We start from the raw sequence: 16,381 nt of genomic DNA on the forward strand, positions 1-16,381 counted from the left end.
CTGGTCCCGTTCATGCTGATCGGGAACTTGCCGGACCGGCGGTTATCCATGGTCTGGATTTGGCTGTGGCTTGTGGGCATCGCCGTCATCGCCCCGCTGTTCGGGCTGTTGTTGGCGGTGAAGAACACCCAGCGACAGGCCGACCTGCGCCCATTGGTGGCACAACTGCCGATACGCGCGTGCCGACAAGTGTCCGCGGCCCTGAAAGCCGGTCCCGTCCCCGCCGATCCGGCCATCCGGCATGTCGCGACGGTACTCGCGCAGCGGGCCCGGGCCACCGCCACCGGCTCGGCCAGACTGCTGGTCGGCGTGTCGGTGGTCAACGTGCTGGCCCAGACCGTGAGGTTCCTGGCGGATCCGCAGCACTTCAACCTGCTGGGGCTGGTGCTGATCGCCGCGTTTTCCGGGTGGGGCACGTATTACTGGAACTACGCGCGCCTGCTTGACGCGCGCTGCCAACTGCTCTGCAACGTCAGTGCAGCTTCACCACCGAACGCGGCGCCGTTCGCCAGCTACGCTGCCCATCCGGGCGGTCCCTGGGGGACTCCAGTAACAGGACCGTACGGCCCTCCAGCAGCACCGGGTGCACCCAGTCGCCCAGTTCGATAGGTTCGCCGGGGCCGGGCCGGCGATCGTCGGCGTCGCGGGCGACATCGACTGGCACGCGGGCACGCAGTTCATCGATGGTGGTCTCGCGGGGCAGCTCGTAGAGGCCCGGCAAGGTGATGAACAGCCCGTCGTTGCCGGACAGATGCAGGCCGACCGCGGCCAGCGCGCCCAGCACTCCGTCCTGGGTGCCGCCGTGCCCGGACAGGTGCACGCCCAGCCCCGCGGCGAGCTGCCGAGCCTGCGAGGTGCGCAGCACCTCGCGTTTCGCGCGCCGGCCGAAGTCAACGAGCGGCCCCGCTTGGAGGTGACCGGGTATGGCGACCACCAACCCGGGGTCGGCGTCCGGGGGACAGACGCGCTCGAGGAATCGTCCGGCGAGCGTGATGACGTCGGCCGCCACCGCGTCCGGGTTGCCGTCGGCGCTGCGCCAGGCCAGGCAGGCGCTGGAATTGTGTGTGGTGTAAGGGATTCGATCGTCGACGAGCAGTTGGTGCCGGGTCGCCCCGGCGGGGCTGCCCAGCCCGGCGTCCGCCAACTCGCGCAGCAGCGCCCGCGCGCGACGGCCGGTTCCGGGACTGCGCAGATCGTCGGTGTCGTCGATGCCGATGAGCAGGTCGACACCGGCGAGTGCGCGGGTCATGGGTTGACGACGAGCGTCGTGACGTCGCGCACCCAGCGATCGGTGCCGAGCTGAGTCCCGGTGAGCTTGACCGTGTTTCGTTTGGTGATGTTCAGGATGACCTGATCGGTCAGCTCGGCGGCGGCCAGCGTCTGCGCGGGGTCGCTGCCGTCCACCCGCACGCGTTCGACGGCACTGACGCCTGCGGCGGTCAGGACCGCCCGCACGGTCGGCCCGCGCTGGACCTGTGCGCCGTGAGACTGCGGCGTGGCGACCTCGACCTGCGGCAGGTCACGTAACTGGGCCATCGTGAAGCGGCTCAGGACGCGGCCGGCCTGCTGGACCGCCAGGCCGCCCTGCCCGTCGGTCGAACCAGCACAACCGGCGAGAAGCAGCGCAAACAGCAGGACTGGCAGGCGGCGGCGAGATATCCGCATATGCAGAGACTATTACCGTCAAAAACCGTATCCAAGGGTCAATTGGGGCGTAATGTTCCGCACGTGATGTTGCGGGTGACTGCTGGCCCGGTCGAACGTCTCGCGCTGCTGCGGGAAGTGGCCTTCCCCCTGCTGGCGGTCGTGCTGATCGTCGCGTACGCGGACATCCGCATCCCGATGGGGCTGCCCGGGCATCGCGGCCTGATCTGGCTGACTCTGTTGGTGGCGGTGGTTTTGACCACCCACCGACCGGCGACGGTCGTGGCGGTCGGGGCCGCGTCGACGCTGACGACGCTCGCGCTGCACTCGGGCGGCGCCGGGAGCATGCGCTACTTTGCGGCCGCGTTCCTGCTGTGCACGGTGGCCGCGTGGCCCCTTGCCCGACGACACCGCTGGCTGGTGGCACTCGCGGCCGCCCCGATTCATCTGGTCGCACTCCCCGGCACGGCCGAAAAGGTGCTGTTTCACCTGGGGTTCGGGCTCGCCGCCGGGCTCCTCGGCTGGGCCATCGCGGCGGTGCTGAGTCGGAAGGACGGCGCGCCATGACTTTACGAGTGGTTCCGGAGGGCTTGGCCGCGGTCAGCGCGGCCGTTGAGGCGATCACCGCCCGGCTCGCGGCCGCGCACGCGGCGGCGGCCCCGGTGGTGTCGGTGGTGGTGCCGCCGGCTGCGGACCCGGTGTCGGTGCAGGCCGCGCTCGAGTTCAGCGCGCAGGGCAGCCGGCACGAGGCGATCGCTGCCCGCGGTGTCGAGGTGCTGGGCCGCGCGGGCATCGGCGTCGCCGCGGCGGGCGCCGGTTACGCCGCCGGGGATGCAGCGGCCGCCGCTACGTATCTGGGAGCCGGCGGCTGACGATGCCGGCGCCGGTGTGGATGGCGTTTCCGCCGGAGGTGCACTCGGCGTTGCTGAGCGCCGGTCCGGGGCCGGGCCCGCTGCTGGCCGCCGCCCAGACGTGGACCGCGCTGGCCGCCGAGTACGACTCCGCGGCAGGCGAACTGACCGCAACGCTCGCGGGCGCGCAACAGGTATGGGAAGGCCCGACGGCGCTGACCTACGTCGCAGCGCACGGGCCGTATCTCGCGTGGCTGGTGCTCGCCAGCGCCGTCAGCGCTGAGGCGGCGGCGCAGCACGAGGCAGTGGCCGCGGCATACACCGCCGCGTTGGCCGCAATGCCGACGCTGGCCGAACTGGCCGCCAACCACGTCATCCACGGCGTCCTGGTGGCCACGAACTTCTTTGGGATCAACACCATCCCGATCGCGCTCAACGAGGCCGACTACGCCCGCATGTGGACCCAGGCCGCCACCGTGATGAGCACCTATCAGGCCACCACCGAGGCCGCGAAGGCCGCCGCCGGTGGTGGGGGTGGCGGAGGCGGAGGTGGGGGTGGAGGCGGCGGTGGCGGCGGTCGCGGGCAGTTCGCGCTGCCGACCCCGGCGGAGATATGGCAGATGCTGTTCGGCTTCAACGGTGAGCAGATACCGGGCCAGGGCCAACCTAATTGGAATCCGCTGCAGTACCTGCAGAACCTGTCCAGCTTCATCAGCGGCAACCAGAAAGCCATCGCCTATCTGCAGGAAAACCTGCCCGGCGCGCTGTCGAATCCGGCGCAGCTGCAGGCGCTGGCGGCCTACTTCTTCGCCTGGCAGACCTTCCGCGTCTTCAACTGGACGCTGCGGACCCTGCGCTTCCTGCTGCAGACGGCGCCGCTGTTGTCGCCGGCCGTGCTGAACCTGGCCGTGGTCAACCTGGCCGGCCTGGCCGGCATCGCGGGCCTGGCCGGCCTGGCGCAGCCGCCGCCGCCCGTGCCGGTCGAACCGGTCCCGGTGGGGACCGTGACCGAACTGCCGCCGGTCGCGCTGCTCGCCGCGCCCGTTCCGCCCGGCGCGCCGGCGCCGATGCCCTTGCCGTCCACCACACCCGTCAGTCCCGCGCCCGCCGCGCCCGCGGCCCCGCCGGCGCCGGTCACGGGTGTGGAGGGATTCACGTATCTGGTGAGTGGTCCGGGACCGGGCTTCGGGCCGACGCTGGGGGCGCGCATGCGGGCGGCCGAGCCGGCGTCGGATTCGGCGGCGACGGCCGCGGCCGCCGCGGCGGCGGTTCGTCGCGAGCAGGCGCGGGCCGCGCGGCGCCTGCGGACGGTGATCGACCGCGGGTACCGCTACGAATTTCTGCCCGCCGAGCCGGCGTCGGCTCAGGGCGCGGGCACGCTGGGGTTCGCGGGGACGGTGACCAAGGCGGAGCTGCGGCCCGCCGGACTGACCACGCTCGTCGGTGACGACTACGGCGGCGGCCCGAAGGTGCCGATGCTGCCCGAAAGTTGGATGGACCGGCCCGATTCGGGCGATGGATGACGAAAGGTATTCTGCTCGTGAGTTTTACGACGTTTGCACCGGAGATCAACTCTGCCCTGATGTATGCGGGAGCGGGTTCGGGGCCGATGGTGGCCGCGGCGACGGCCTGGGACGGGTTGGCAGCCGAATTATCCTCGGCGGCATCGTCATTCGGTGCGGTCACGTCGGGTCTGGTAGGACAGGCGTGGCAGGGCGCGGCGGCGTCGGCAATGGCGAACACCGCGGCCCCGTATGCGGCGTGGCTGGGTACGGTCGCCTCTCGCGCCGCCGCGGCCGCCACTGGTGCCCGCGTCCTGACGTCGGTGTACGAGGCAGCGCATGCCGCGACGGTGCACCCGGCGGCGGTGACGATGAACCGTTCCAACCTGGTGTCCATGGTCGTGTCAAATCTGTTCGGGCAGAACGCGCCCGCGATTGCGGCCATCGAGGCCGACTACGAACGGATGTGGGCGCAGAATGTGACGGCCATGGCGGGTTACCACTCGGGCGCATCGGCGGTCGCCGCGCAGCTGGCGCCCTGGCTGCAGCTGCCGAGCAACTTCAACATTGGCGTCGGCAACAAGGGCAGCCTGAACCTCGGCTCCGGAAACAACGGCGACACCAACCTCGGCATGGGTAACACCGGCAACAGCAACGTGGGTTCGGGAAACCACGGTGACGGCAACCTCGGCAGCGGCAACACCGGCGCGACCAACCTCGGCTCGGGCAACACCGGCGCGACCAATCTCGGCTCGGGCAACAGCGGCAAGCAGAACGTCGGCTCCGGCAATACCGGCAACCTCAACGTGGGCTCGGGCAACGCCGGCTCCGGCAACTTCGGCAGCGGCAACAAGGGCGACTCGAATGTCGGCTCCGGGAACATCGGCGGCGGCAACTGGGGCAACGGGAACATCGGCAGCGGAAACGTCGGCGGCGGAAACTCGGGCGCCGGGGGCACCGCGGGCGACGGCAACGTCGGCTTCGGCAACACGGGCAGCCACAACATCGGGTTCGGCAACACCGGCAACAACAACATCGGTATCGGGCTCACCGGTGACAACGAAGTGGGCATCGGCGCGCTGAATACGGGCAGCCACAACATCGGCCTGTTCAACTCCGGCACTGGCAACATCGGATTCTTCAACTCGGGCGACGGCAACATCGGCGTAGGCAACTCGGGTAACGGCAACTTCGGCTTCGGCAACGCCGGCGACGTCAACACCGGCGGCCTCAATGCGGGCAACACGAACACCGGCTTCGCGAACGCCAGCCCGTTGAACATGGGCCTGTTCAACTCGGGCGGCGGTAGCAACATGGGCCTGTTCAACTCGGGCGTCGGGCACAACGCGGGCATGTTCAACTCGGGACATGGGTCCAATGCCGGCAGCTTCAACTCTGGCGCCGGGTCCAACTGGGGCAGTTACAATTCCGGCGCCGGATTCGGCGGCAACTCCGGCTGGTTCAACTCGGGCAATGTGAACACGGGGTTCGGCAATGCCGGTGACATCAATACCGGCGCCTTCAACTCGGGCAACCTCAACACCGGGTTCGCGAGCGCCGTCAACACCAGTGCCGTGAACTCCGGCTTCGGCAACATCGGCACCGGGAATTCGGGCTTCTACAACACGACCACCACCGGCCACACCTCCGGCGCCCTGAACAACACCGCGAGCAGTGGCGGCGGCGGCGGTGGTGGCGGCGGAGGCGGTGGTGGCGGCGGAGGCGGCGGGGGCGGCGGCGCCGTTCCGATAACCGCCGGCTTCAACAACACGAGCGGCAAGTCCGGCAACGTGGGCATCGCGAACACCGGCATTCAGAACGTGGGCTACCTGAACCTGGGCAACCAGAACATCGGTCTGATCAACTCGGGCGGCAACCAGACCGGCGACGGCCTGAGCGTCGGCATCAACAACGCGGGGTTTAGCGGGTCGGGCATCTCGAACAAGGGCGACCTCAGTTCGGGCTTCTTCAACTCGGGCGACGGGATCGCGGGCTTTTTCCGTTAACGGGATTCGCCGATACGGGCAATGCCATCGGTGCGACGTACACGCTCAGCGGGGCGCGATGCCACCACGCGTGGTCGCTGCGCAACTCGGCCCAGGTGGTGAAGCGGTACTGGTAGAGCCGCGCTCGCACATATCGGGGCGGCGCGTCCGGGAAAGGGTTGTGCCGCAACAACCGTAGCGCCGGGCGGTCACCGCGCAACAACCGCTCCAGGAACGGCCGCAACCACGGCTGCGCATACGCGGGCGAGATGGCGGCGAACCACATCAGCCAGTCCAGCCGCAGGTGATACGGGGCCCATTGCCGCGGCATCCGGTGGACGTCGCCCGGCTTGCCCTTGAATCCGTATTCCCGCCAGACGGTCCCGTCGGTGATCCGGGGTTCGTCGGTGCCCTCGATCACCACCTCGCGGCGGACGCGGCCAATACTGCCGAACGCGCCGTACGTGTTGACCAGATGAAAGGCGTTGAATGACATGTTCATTCGCTGTCGCGGGGACAGCATGTTGCGCGTGGGCCAATAGCTCAGCACCAGGACCGTCGCGGTGCACGCGACCACCAGGCCGACGAACCACGAAGGCGGTTCCCCCAGCGCGGGCGCCGACGGCACGGGCAGCAGCGCCGACACCGACGACTGGTCGATCGCGCTGCACGCCAGGACGATCGTCAGCCAATTGAGCCAGGCGAAGTTCCCCGACGCGACCAGCCAAAGCTGGGTCACGACGATGATTGCCGCGGCCACGCTCGCCACCGGCTGTGGTGCGAACAACCCGAATGGCACGACGAGCTGGGCGAAATGGTTGCCCGCCACCTCGATTCGATGCAGCGGCCTGGGCAGGCGATGGAACAACCAGCTCAGCGGCCCGGGCATCGGCTGGGTCTCGTGGTGGTAGTACAGGCAAGTCAGATCGCGCCAGCACGCGTCGCCGCGCATCTTGATCAGCCCCGCGCCGAACTCCACGCGGAACACCAACCAGCGCACCAACCACAGCGTCAGCACAGGGGGAGCGGTTGCGCCGTTGCCGACGAAGATCATCAGGAAACCGCTCTCGAGCAGCAACGATTCCCAGCCGAACGAATACCACGCCTGTCCCACGTTGACGATCGACAGGTACAGGGCCCACAACGCGAACCACATCAGTATGGCGGCCCACAACGGCACCAGATCCGCCGCGCCGGCGACGATGGCCCCGGAAATCCCTGCGCCGAACCAGCAGACACTCGCAAACAGCCGATCCGAATAGCGGAACGCAAAGATGCTCGGCGAACTCCAGAAGGACCGGCCCGCCAAAAAGCTTGGTATCGGCAGTATTCCGTGCTCGCCGAGCAGTGCTCGGAACTGCATTGCGGCCGCCACGAACGCGATCAAGTAGATCGCCGCCACGCCGCGCTCGAGCACCATTGCGCCGAACCAATATTCGGGCGCCGAAAACCATCCCATGGCAGCAACTCCTCGGACGATGGTGTATCCCAGTCAAGCAGCCGCAAACCCCGCCAGCAAATGCTACGCAGTCGCAGGTGCCCGAGCGGGCAGCCGCACCACGCAGGTTGCCAGGGCGGCCAGCGAAATCAATGCCAGCAGTTGCACAGTGGCGGAATGGCCGGCGTAGCCGCCGACCGCCCGCCACGGATGCCGCGACAGCGCGGCCCCGGCCAGGATAAGGCCGCCGGCGCTCACCCAGACGGCCACCCGGTCGGTCTGGGGCCGATGTCCCAGCCGGTACCGCAGCCCGAAGGCCGCGGCCATCACCACGGCCCCGGCCACACCGGAAATGAGAGCACCGGCGGCCACCACCGCGATGGCGGCCCATGGGCCGGGATCCCATGCCCGCGTCGGCGGATCGCTTGGGCCCGTTCGTCCGGTGCGCCACAGCGCCAGGAACGCCAGCAACGGCAGCAGCGCGAGTCCGATCGCCAGGCCCGCCCGGTACAGGGAATTGGAGGTGAAGGTCAGCGTGATGGTGCCGGGGTCCCCGGGCGGTACCACCCAACCCTGCTGCCACCCGTTGACGGCGATCGGCGTCAACCTGACGCCGGCGGCGGTGCGCGCCACCCAGCCGGGGTTGATGCTCTCGGGGACGACCAGCACCCGAGCGGCGTTCGAGGCGGCGGCCCGCACCTCGCGGCGGTCGGCACCCCACGCGCCGGTCGCCGCGGAAGTGACTGTGGCCCCGGAACTCTCACCCGAACCCGAACCCGAACCTGGAACCGACAGCCGAATGCCGTCCACGACGAACTGCGTGCCCGGGCTGACCAACAGCTCCTGTTGGCCCGCGGGCAGCGCGATCGGCTCGCGATCACACGCGACGGCTTGGACGGGATCGCCGTCGAGCAGCGTGCCCACCGTGGTCCGGATCGACGTGTGCACGAACCGGCCCGCCACCGCGATGACCGGGCCGTGGTCGCAGTCGACGGTGACCGCACGCGACCGGTTGCGGCCGGCGTCGGCGGGCGCGATTGCGCTGCCGTCGGCGCCGAGCACCGTGACCTCGGCCAGCCCTGGCGGCTTGAGCTGGTCGAAACCCAGCGCGTTGCGGTCGATGATGTCGTCCCAGTCGAGCAGGCTGAGGGTGATGGTGTCGGTGACGCGGGGCTGCAGTGTCAGGGTCTGGGGCCCGCCGTCAGCGTTGGACTTCATCGCCCGGACCTGCGGCCCGTCGCCCAAATTGACGGCCACCATGGTGGGGTGCGCGGGCAGGGTCGAGCGGCTGGGCAGCACGCGCAGGCCGGCGACCTCGGTGCGCCGCGGCAGGGTGAGCGTCAGCGTCGGTGGGGTCTTGAATTGCACCACCCGCTGCGGCGCGGTCCACGCGGTGGCCGGATCACCGTCGGTGGCCGCATAGGACGACCCGAGGATGTCCACCAGGTCCGAATCCCCGTGGGCCCGCGTGGTGTCCGGTTCGGCGACCAGATCGGCCAGCTTGGGGCCCTGCCGCGGCCGCACCCACAGCGTCGGGGACACCGACGTCGGGCTCGCCACCGTGAGCATGCGGCTGAGGTTGACGGGCTCCTCCGGCGTCAGCGCCATCGACGCCGCGCAGCGCATGTTGTCGGGAGCCGGGGCGCAACCCGGCCGGCCCGGCAGCCCCGCGCCCAGGTCCCAGGCGGTGACCGTCGAACCCGGCGGTGGCCCGGGCACCAGCGCGGTGTGGCGCAGGTCCACCGGGTGGGCGAAGCCGGACGCGTCGTACTGGGTCACGGACAGGTCGGTGATGCCGAACTGCACACCGGTCGATCCGTCGTTGGTGCCGGTAGCGGTGATCCGCACCCACGGCGTCTCGCCGTAGGGCAGCGCGGCGGTCAGCGGCTTGCCGGTTTCGTCGAACCGCAGCGTGGTGCTGCCGGTGGCCGTCTCGATCTGGATGCGGCGGATCTGGGCGCCGACGGCGGTCGCGCTGGGGGTCAGCGTAAGGACGGCGTTGGCCACCGGGCGGTCGAAATCGACCTGCAGCCACTGGCCGACGGCGGTCTGCAACGCGTTGGACACCCAGGCGGTTGCCGGGTCGCCGTCGACGGCGGCGGCGGGCGAGGCGGCCGGTGCGACGTCGGGCAGCGCGGTGGAGTCCGACGACGAGCTGAACACCGTGACGCGGCCGCCGTTCCAGCCGCCGTACACCGTCTCGGCGCCGGGGGTGGGGTAGTCGGGGACCCGGTTGTAGGTGTGCCGGGTGTCGCCGGCCGCCCGGATCGCCGACGAGTGCTGGTCGACGCGGCCATAGTCGGTTTCGCGGGCCAGCGGGGTGTCGGTGATGGTGACGCCAAGGTTCGGGGGCGCCGGCACACCGGCGCCGCGCGCGTCGGCGGACATCAGCACGGGGCCCAGCACGGGTTGGCCGAGCAGCCGCCGTCGTTCGTCGAGGCGCAGCAGCACCTCGGGCCCCCCGCTGACGCGGTCCAGGCGGTCGAGGTCGGCGAAGTACGGCGCGCCGGGGTTGCCGGGAACGCCGACCCGATAGATCTCCACCGCGGGATACGACGGGCGCAAGCCGCTGTCGGCCACGAAGCCGTCGACCGACCCCGGGCCCACCGGCTCGCCGAACTGCGCCACCTTCGCGAGCCCCGGCGAGCCCTCGATGGCCCGGTGCACCAGGATCGGGCGCGCCGAGCGCGACGACTCCGGATCCAGGTCGTTGCGCAGCGCGACGTAGGAAATGCCTTGGCGGGCAAGGGTGTCCGCCAGGCCTACGGACGGCCGCCCGGCGGCGAACAGGCGCTGCACCGAATCGAGCGCGCGGATGGTCTGCGGCGGCGTCAATGGGATCGAGTCGCGCACGCCCCACGGGCTGCGGCCGAGCACCTGCAGCGGTTCGTCATGGCTGGTGCCCCACACCTGCGTGGCAAACGGCGCGCCGGGGACCACCAGCACCCGTCCGGGCGTCGGGGAACCGACATTATGTTCGGTGAGCCAGTCGGCGGCGTCGTGCCAGTACCGGGGTATCGCGCTGAACGTCCCGGGCGGGGTGAGCCGGCCCGTCCACGCCAGCGAGGTGCTGACCAGCAGCGCGGTCAGGACCACGACGCCGACGGCGACGCGCTTGTCGCGCTCAGGGTGGGCAAACGCGCGCACCCAGTCCGCTCGGGCGGTGCTGCCGGGTAGCGGTACCCGGCCCAGCAATTCGGCGATGCCGAGAGCCAGCGGTATCCGGATGACCGAGCCCAGCTTGTGCACGTTGCGCAGCGGTGCGCCCGTCGCGTCCAGGAACGCCCGCACCTCGCCGGCCAGCGGTGAGCCCAGGCCACCCGCGTAGCCGACGGCCAGCAGCACCACACCGACCAGCAGCATCGTCACCAGCCGGCCGCGCGCGGGGGTGCCCGGGCGAGCCAGCCCGGCCAGCCCGGCGGCCGCGACCAGGCAGGTGCCCAGGATGGCCGCCGACCCGGTGACCAGCGGCGCGCCCGCGGTCGCGTCGGGAGCCACGAACGGGGTCCAACTGTCGGTGCCGCGCAACATCTCCACCAGCGACGACCATTGCGTCGTCACGCCGGAGGACTCGATGAAGTCCAGGAACGGCGGACTCACGCCCCGCAACAGGGTCAGCGCCACCACCCACCACGACACCGCCAGGACCACGGCCAGCAGCCACCACGCGGTGTACCGCCACCACCGCCGACTCGGCCGGTGACAGGCCCACCAGAGCACCGCGGGCAGACACCCGGCCGCCGTCGCTATGGCGTTCACCGCGCCCATCAGCGCGACCGCCAGGCCGGCCTGTGCCGCCAGCGCCCGCACCGACCTCTCCGATGTCCCGCGTAGCGCGAGGATCGTCGGCAGCAGCACCCAGGGCGCCAGCATCATCGGCAGGGTTTCCGACGAGATCGACCCCAGGGTGGCGAGCACCCGCGGCGACAGCGCGAACGCGACCGCGCCGACCACCCGCGACGACGGGCTGCCGATGCCGAGCGCCTCGGCCACCCGCAGCAGCCCCCAGAACCCGACCGTGAGCAGCAGCGCCCACCACAACCGCTGGGTGACCCAACCGGGCAGACCCAGCAGGTGGCCGGCGAGAAAGAAGGTGCCGTGCGGGAACAGGTAGCCGTAGGCCTGGTTCTGCGCCTGGCCGAAGGGCAGCTCGCTGTTCCACAGGTTGGTGGCGCGGGCCAGGAACCGCAACGGGTTGGCGGTCAGGTCGAGCTTGGTGTCGGGCGATACCTCACCGGGTGACTGGGCGAATGTCAGCACCAGCGCGACTGCCCCGACCAGCAGCAACCACCGGCGGGACAGCGGCGTCATACGCGCGACTAGCTACGGTTGCCGTACTCGACCCGGTTGAGCACCGACGACGACGGGTCACCGCCCGGCAGCAGCGGGCGGGTGTCCTGCTGAATCATCAGGGTGATCCCGAAGATCGCGGCCGCACCCAATAGCAGGCCGACCACGATGCTCGCGCCGGCGGGCGCCAGGATCCGGGCGATCGAGCGACTCCAGATTGCGATCGCGATGGCCCCGACAACCACCAGACCCAGAACCCCGCAGGTGATCCATACGGTCAGGTTCATCGATCGGCTCCTAGGGGTCTTCGGTCAGCCGCCAACCTAGCAGAAGCTCGACGGACCCCTTAGTGCCGCCACTGCGGCGGCAGCTTGTTTCTGCAGGACTGCACGCTGTTGCACGGCAGTCCGGGCAGGCGTCCGCCGTACTCCACCAGGTGCGGTCCGGACGGCGCCGGTACGCCCTGGGAGGGCATGTGGTCGTCGGCGGCGGAGAGCGTGGCACCGACCGTGATCACGGCGCCGATGGAGATGCCCGCCGCGACGCCCGCTAGTGCCCTGAGTGAGAACCCGGTCACTGCTGGCTCCTCCCTGCCAACCGTTGGGTCGTGGCAAACCTAACAGGATTTGCCCATTAAAGCCCACGAAGTGAACATTCGACTAGCCCCGGTACGTCGCTGGTAGAGGGGCCTATGGCCGTCCATCGAGCGCCGTGACACCATGGCCCGATGGCTTTTCGGCGCAGACTGGCTTCCAGACTGGTTGGTGTCCTGGCGGTTTCGACGTTGCTGGCGGGATGCGGCCACCAGGGCACCCGGCCTCCGGCCGCCTCGTCCGGCAAGCCCACCGCCCCCACGGGCGCTCCAGCGCCGTCGGTCTGCGGCGATCCGGCCGGCGTGCCGGCGGCGATGAAGTCCACCCGCGACAAGCTGGCCCAGCTGCTGATGGTGGGTGTGAAGGACGCCGCGGACGCCAAAGCCGTTGTCATCAACCACCACGTCGGCGGCATCTTCATCGGCAGCTGGACGGACCTGACGATGCTCACCAACGGCGAGCTGAAGGAACTCGTGGCCACTGCCGGCCCGCTGCGGCTGGCGGTGAGCGTCGACGAAGAGGGCGGCCGCGTGTCGCGGTTGAAGAAGCTGATCGGGACCGCGCCGTCGGCGAAGGAACTGGCCCAGACCATGACCCCGGAGCAGGTCTACGGCTTCGCGCTGGAACGTGGCCACCGGATTCTCGGGGCGAATATCAGCATCGACTTCGCCCCGGTGGTCGACGTGACCGAGGCCGCCGATGACACGGTGATCGGGGACCGGTCGTTCGGCTCGGACCCGGCGAAGGTCACCGCCTATGCGCAGGCGTATGCGCGGGGACTGCGCGACGCCGGGGTGCAGCCGGTGTTCAAGCATTTCCCCGGTCACGGCCACGGCTCCGGCGATTCGCACACCGCCGGTGTGGTCGTCACACCGCCGCTGAGCCAACTGCAGACCAACGACCTGGTCCCGTATCGGACGCTGGTCGCCGAGCCGCGGGCCGCCGTGATGGTGGGGCACCTGGAGGTTCCCGGGCTGACCGGGGACGACCCGGCCAGCCTCAGCCGGGCCGCGGTGCAGCTGCTGCGGACTGGGACCGGCTACGGCGCGCCGGCCTTCGACGGCCCGATCTTCAGCGACGACCTGTCCAGCATGGCCGCGATCTCCAGCCATTACGGCGTCCCCGAGGCCGTGCTGCGCACGCTGCAGGCCGGCACCGACGTCGCCCTGTGGATCACCACCGACGAGGTGCCCGCCGTCCTGGACCGGCTGGAGCAGGCAGTCAACACCGGCGACCTGCCGATGGCGCGGGTCGACGAGTCCCTGGTCCGGGTGGCGCGGATGAAGGGCCCGGGCCCGGCCTGCAAGCACTAGTCGTGGTGGCGACCCACGGGAACCCGTTGCTTACTCTGTAGTCAGATAGGCGGACTGGAGGGGCAGCTCGATGGCAGGTGGCACCAAGCGGCTACCGCGTGCTGTGCGTGAACAGCAGATGCTCGACGCGGCCGTGCAGATGTTCTCCGTCAACGGCTACCACGAGACGTCGATGGACACCATCGCCGCCGAGGCGCAGATCTCCAAGCCGATGCTGTACCTCTACTACGGGTCCAAAGAAGACCTGTTCGGCGCCTGCCTGGACCGCGAGATGACCCGGTTCATCGACGTGGTGCGCGCCGATATCGATTTCCAGCAGAGCCCGAAGGATTTGCTGCGCAACACGATTGTGGCGTTCCTGCGCTACATCGACGCGAACCGGGCGTCCTGGATCGTGATGTACACCCAGGCCACCAGCTCGCAGGCATTCGCCCACCGGGTGCGGGAGGGGCGCGAGCAGATCATCGAACTGGTGGGCGGTCTGCTGCGCTCGGGCACCCGTAGCCCCAGGTCGGACGCGGAGATCGAGATGATGGCGGTGGCCCTGGTGGGCGCGGGCGAGGCGATCGCCAATCGGCTCAGCACGGGGGAGACCGACGTCGACGAGGCGGCCCTGCTGATGATCGACCTGTTCTGGCGCGGCCTCAAGGGCGCACCGACCGATCGGGACCTCGGCAGCGTCGCCACGGGGTAGCCCCGACGAGGCAGGCCGAACGACGCAATTCGGTTGCGCGTTTATCAAACCGTTTCGCTGCGGCGGAGCTGCAATTTGTGACGGCACACGCCAATCTTTGGTTGCGCTTATTCCGGGCAACCATCAATTCTTGCCGTCCCCGCGAAAGAAGTTGTGTTTCGATACCGCGAATGCACCAAAGGAATTTGAGTGCTCACTAAACGCGTCCGAGGGGAATTGAATGTCATTTGTTACTGCGGTCCCGGAGTACATCGAGGCGGCGGGTTCTGATCTGGCCGACATCGGGACGGCACTGAGCGAGGCCCGCGCGGCGGCGGCAGCACCCACGACGGGGTTGCTGGCCGCCGGCGGCGACGAGATATCGGCGGCGATTGCGTCGCTGTTTTCCCGGCATGGGGCCGATTTCCACGCGCTCAGCGACCAGCTTGAGACATTTCACGCCGAGTTTGTCCGCAGCATCAACTCGGCAGCCTCTCTGTATGGCGGTGCCGACTTGGCCAGCGCCCGCCCGCTGCAGTTCATCGCTCAGGCGGCGGCGGAGTTCAAGGGGCCCATCGCGCTGCTCACCGGGCGTCCGATCATCGGCAACGGCGCCAACGGCACCACCGTCAACGGGGTGGGGACGGCCGGCGGCGACGGCGGATGGCTGCTGGGCAACGGCGGCAGCGGCGGTAGCAGCACCAACGTCGGCGCTGTGGGCGGCGCGGGCGGGTCGGCGGGTCTGTTCGGTAATGGAGGCAGCGGCGGCACCGGGGGCGACGGCGGCACCGGCGGTGTCGGCGGCAGGGGTGGCGTCGCCGGCGTGGGTGGTGCCGGTGGCGCGGGCGGTGCGGGGCTGCTGGCCGTCAATGGCGGCGCCGGCGGCGCTGGTGGTGCGGCGAGCCTCCTCGGCACGGGTGGGGTCGGCGGCGTCGGCGGTGATTCCGCGGCCGGCAGCGGCGGGTCGGGTGGCGCGGGCGGCAACGCAACCGGCCTTGGGGCCAACGGTGGGGCCGGCGGTGCCGGCGGCACCGGGCTGTTAGACGGCGGCGCGGGCGGCAAGGGCGGGTCGGCCGGGCTGTGGGGCACCGGTGGCGCTGGCGGAGCCGGCACGATTGGCGATGGCGGCAGCGGTGGCAGCGGCGGCTCGCCGGGCCTGCTTGGCAACGGCGGCAATGGCGGGGGTGGCGGTGCCTCCGTTCACGGAAACGGGGGGGCAGGCGGCGCGGGAGGCAACTCCGCGGCCTTGTCCGTGGCGACGGCGGGCGACGGCGGCGCTGGCGGCGCCGGCGGCCTGACTGGTGGTGTTGGCGGTGCTGGTGGCGCGGCGACGACCGCGTCCCCCGGTGGATTTGGCCTGGCCATCGCCGGTGACGGGGGCGTCGGCGGTGCCGGAACAACCGGAGGTGCGGGCGGCGCCGGTGGCGGCGCCGCTAACTGGATGCTGTCCGGATTCGGCGCCGCGGTCGGCGGCGCTGGCGGCGCCGGCGGCACCGGAACTGCGACGGGCGGAGCCGGCGGCACAGGAGGCGCCGTCACCCCGTTCAACTTGAGGGGCTTTGAAGCGGCCCGCGCCGGCGCGGGCGGAAGTGGCGGCCTGGCCACCGGTCCGGATGGCGTCGGCGGTGCCGGCGGCAACGGCGGCGTAGCCGCCGGGGCGTCGCGTTACGGCATCGGCGGCGACGGGGGCGCTGGCGGCGCGGCCACCGGTATCGGCGGCCACGGCGGTGACGGCGGTGACGGCGGCGTCGGCCTGGGGGTGCTTTCCGGCGCGGGCGGTAACGGCGGCGTCGGCGGAGACGCGACCCTCACTGGCGGTAACGGCGGCGACGGTGGGTCTGGGTTGGGCTTCAACGGCGCCGGCGGCAACGGCGGCAACGCCGGGAACGGCGTGAATGCCGCCAACGGCGGCAACGGCGGCAACGCCGGCTTGGATCTCGTCGGCGGCGCCAGCATCCAATCGCCGGGCGGCGACGGGGGCAACGGCGGCAACGGCGTCAACGGTGGCAGTGGCGGCACGGGCGGCACCGGCGGCGCATACGCCGGGACGAACGGCACGAACGGGACCCCCTAAACCCCGTAGCCGGAGAAG

The 16,381-nt window shown here is 70.5% G+C and carries 13 protein-coding genes; 7 read left to right on the plus strand and 6 right to left on the minus strand.

Annotated features, from left to right (window positions below; all coding sequences use genetic code 11):
- Positions 1 to 472: 472 nt before the first annotated feature.
- The gene (locus tag AC5Y5V_RS06555; RefSeq protein WP_499932035.1) at positions 473 to 1,249 is read right to left on the minus strand and encodes a hypothetical protein; all 777 of its coding nucleotides are present in this window, start codon (positions 1,247 to 1,249) and stop codon (positions 473 to 475) included.
- On the minus strand, positions 1,246 to 1,665 hold the full coding sequence (locus AC5Y5V_RS06560; RefSeq protein WP_499932037.1) for a hypothetical protein: 420 nt from the start codon (positions 1,663 to 1,665) through the stop codon (positions 1,246 to 1,248). Before AC5Y5V_RS06560 ends, AC5Y5V_RS06555 begins: the two co-directional genes overlap by 4 nt.
- A 66-nt stretch (positions 1,666 to 1,731) precedes the next feature.
- Here AC5Y5V_RS06560 and AC5Y5V_RS06565 point away from each other — a divergent pair, with 66 nt between their 5' ends.
- The 4 genes from AC5Y5V_RS06565 to AC5Y5V_RS06580 are packed head-to-tail and all read left to right on the plus strand — an operon-like array spanning position 1,732 to position 6,003.
- On the plus strand, positions 1,732 to 2,211 hold the full coding sequence (locus tag AC5Y5V_RS06565; RefSeq protein WP_499932462.1) for a hypothetical protein: 480 nt from the start codon (positions 1,732 to 1,734) through the stop codon (positions 2,209 to 2,211).
- The gene (locus tag AC5Y5V_RS06570) at positions 2,208 to 2,516 is read left to right on the plus strand and encodes a PE family protein (RefSeq protein ID WP_499932038.1); all 309 of its coding nucleotides are present in this window, start codon (positions 2,208 to 2,210) and stop codon (positions 2,514 to 2,516) included. The genes AC5Y5V_RS06565 and AC5Y5V_RS06570 overlap by 4 nt, the downstream gene beginning before the upstream one ends.
- 2 nt (positions 2,517 to 2,518) lie before the next feature.
- Entirely contained in the window at positions 2,519 to 4,018 is a 1,500-nt protein-coding gene (locus AC5Y5V_RS06575; protein WP_499932040.1) for a PPE family protein, read from the plus strand.
- A 17-nt stretch (positions 4,019 to 4,035) separates the two neighbouring features.
- Entirely contained in the window at positions 4,036 to 6,003 is a 1,968-nt protein-coding gene (locus AC5Y5V_RS06580) for a PPE family protein (protein ID WP_499932042.1), read from the plus strand.
- On the opposite strand, the gene AC5Y5V_RS06585 is transcribed toward AC5Y5V_RS06580, so the two are convergent.
- The 4 genes from AC5Y5V_RS06585 to AC5Y5V_RS06600 form a co-directional block, all read right to left on the minus strand.
- Positions 5,966 to 7,441 carry a lipase maturation factor family protein gene (locus AC5Y5V_RS06585; protein WP_499932044.1) on the minus strand — a complete coding sequence of 492 codons (1,476 nt, stop codon included), beginning with the start codon at positions 7,439 to 7,441 and terminating at the stop codon, positions 5,966 to 5,968. The two genes, AC5Y5V_RS06580 and AC5Y5V_RS06585, sit on opposite strands and share 38 nt — an antisense overlap.
- Before the next feature lie 63 nt (positions 7,442 to 7,504).
- Positions 7,505 to 11,731 carry a DUF3367 domain-containing protein gene (locus tag AC5Y5V_RS06590; protein ID WP_499932046.1) on the minus strand — a complete coding sequence of 1,409 codons (4,227 nt, stop codon included), beginning with the start codon at positions 11,729 to 11,731 and terminating at the stop codon, positions 7,505 to 7,507.
- A gap of 8 nt (positions 11,732 to 11,739) precedes the next feature.
- A complete protein-coding gene (locus AC5Y5V_RS06595) occupies positions 11,740 to 11,913 on the minus strand; it encodes a DUF2613 domain-containing protein (RefSeq protein WP_499932464.1) in 174 nt (57 codons plus the stop codon).
- Between the two features lie 143 nt (positions 11,914 to 12,056).
- Positions 12,057 to 12,287: a DUF2613 family protein gene (locus tag AC5Y5V_RS06600; RefSeq protein WP_499932048.1), complete on the minus strand. Its 231-nt coding sequence runs from the start codon at positions 12,285 to 12,287 to the stop codon at positions 12,057 to 12,059.
- 150 nt (positions 12,288 to 12,437) lie between these two features.
- On the opposite strand from AC5Y5V_RS06600, the gene AC5Y5V_RS06605 reads away from it, so the two are divergent.
- From AC5Y5V_RS06605 to AC5Y5V_RS06615, 3 genes are all read left to right on the plus strand, one after another.
- Positions 12,438 to 13,616 carry a glycoside hydrolase family 3 N-terminal domain-containing protein gene (locus AC5Y5V_RS06605; RefSeq protein WP_499932050.1) on the plus strand — a complete coding sequence of 393 codons (1,179 nt, stop codon included), beginning with the start codon at positions 12,438 to 12,440 and terminating at the stop codon, positions 13,614 to 13,616.
- A 70-nt stretch (positions 13,617 to 13,686) separates the two neighbouring features.
- Positions 13,687 to 14,310 carry a TetR/AcrR family transcriptional regulator gene (locus AC5Y5V_RS06610; protein ID WP_499932052.1) on the plus strand — a complete coding sequence of 208 codons (624 nt, stop codon included), beginning with the start codon at positions 13,687 to 13,689 and terminating at the stop codon, positions 14,308 to 14,310.
- 220 nt (positions 14,311 to 14,530) lie between these two features.
- On the plus strand, positions 14,531 to 16,363 hold the full coding sequence (locus tag AC5Y5V_RS06615) for a PE family protein (RefSeq protein ID WP_499932054.1): 1,833 nt from the start codon (positions 14,531 to 14,533) through the stop codon (positions 16,361 to 16,363).
- Positions 16,364 to 16,381: the final 18 nt, after the last annotated feature.

The organism is Mycobacterium sp. NGS68, assembly GCF_059812195.1.

Excerpts from the sequence above, each read along its gene's own strand:
- AC5Y5V_RS06570 (WP_499932038.1), top strand. The coding sequence starts at position 2,208 with ATGACTTTACGAGTGGTTCCGGAGGGCTTGGCCGCGGTCAGCGCGGCC.
- AC5Y5V_RS06610 (WP_499932052.1), top strand. The coding sequence starts at position 13,687 with ATGGCAGGTGGCACCAAGCGGCTACCGCGTGCTGTGCGTGAACAGCAG.
- AC5Y5V_RS06575 (WP_499932040.1), top strand. The coding sequence starts at position 2,519 with ATGCCGGCGCCGGTGTGGATGGCGTTTCCGCCGGAGGTGCACTCGGCG.
- AC5Y5V_RS06585 (WP_499932044.1), bottom strand. The coding sequence starts at position 7,441 with ATGGGATGGTTTTCGGCGCCCGAATATTGGTTCGGCGCAATGGTGCTC.
- AC5Y5V_RS06565 (WP_499932462.1), top strand. The coding sequence starts at position 1,732 with ATGTTGCGGGTGACTGCTGGCCCGGTCGAACGTCTCGCGCTGCTGCGG.
- AC5Y5V_RS06615 (WP_499932054.1), top strand. The coding sequence starts at position 14,531 with ATGTCATTTGTTACTGCGGTCCCGGAGTACATCGAGGCGGCGGGTTCT.
- AC5Y5V_RS06605 (WP_499932050.1), top strand. The coding sequence starts at position 12,438 with ATGGCTTTTCGGCGCAGACTGGCTTCCAGACTGGTTGGTGTCCTGGCG.
- AC5Y5V_RS06555 (WP_499932035.1), bottom strand. The coding sequence starts at position 1,249 with ATGACCCGCGCACTCGCCGGTGTCGACCTGCTCATCGGCATCGACGAC.
- AC5Y5V_RS06590 (WP_499932046.1), bottom strand. The coding sequence starts at position 11,731 with ATGACGCCGCTGTCCCGCCGGTGGTTGCTGCTGGTCGGGGCAGTCGCG.
- AC5Y5V_RS06560 (WP_499932037.1), bottom strand. The coding sequence starts at position 1,665 with ATGCGGATATCTCGCCGCCGCCTGCCAGTCCTGCTGTTTGCGCTGCTT.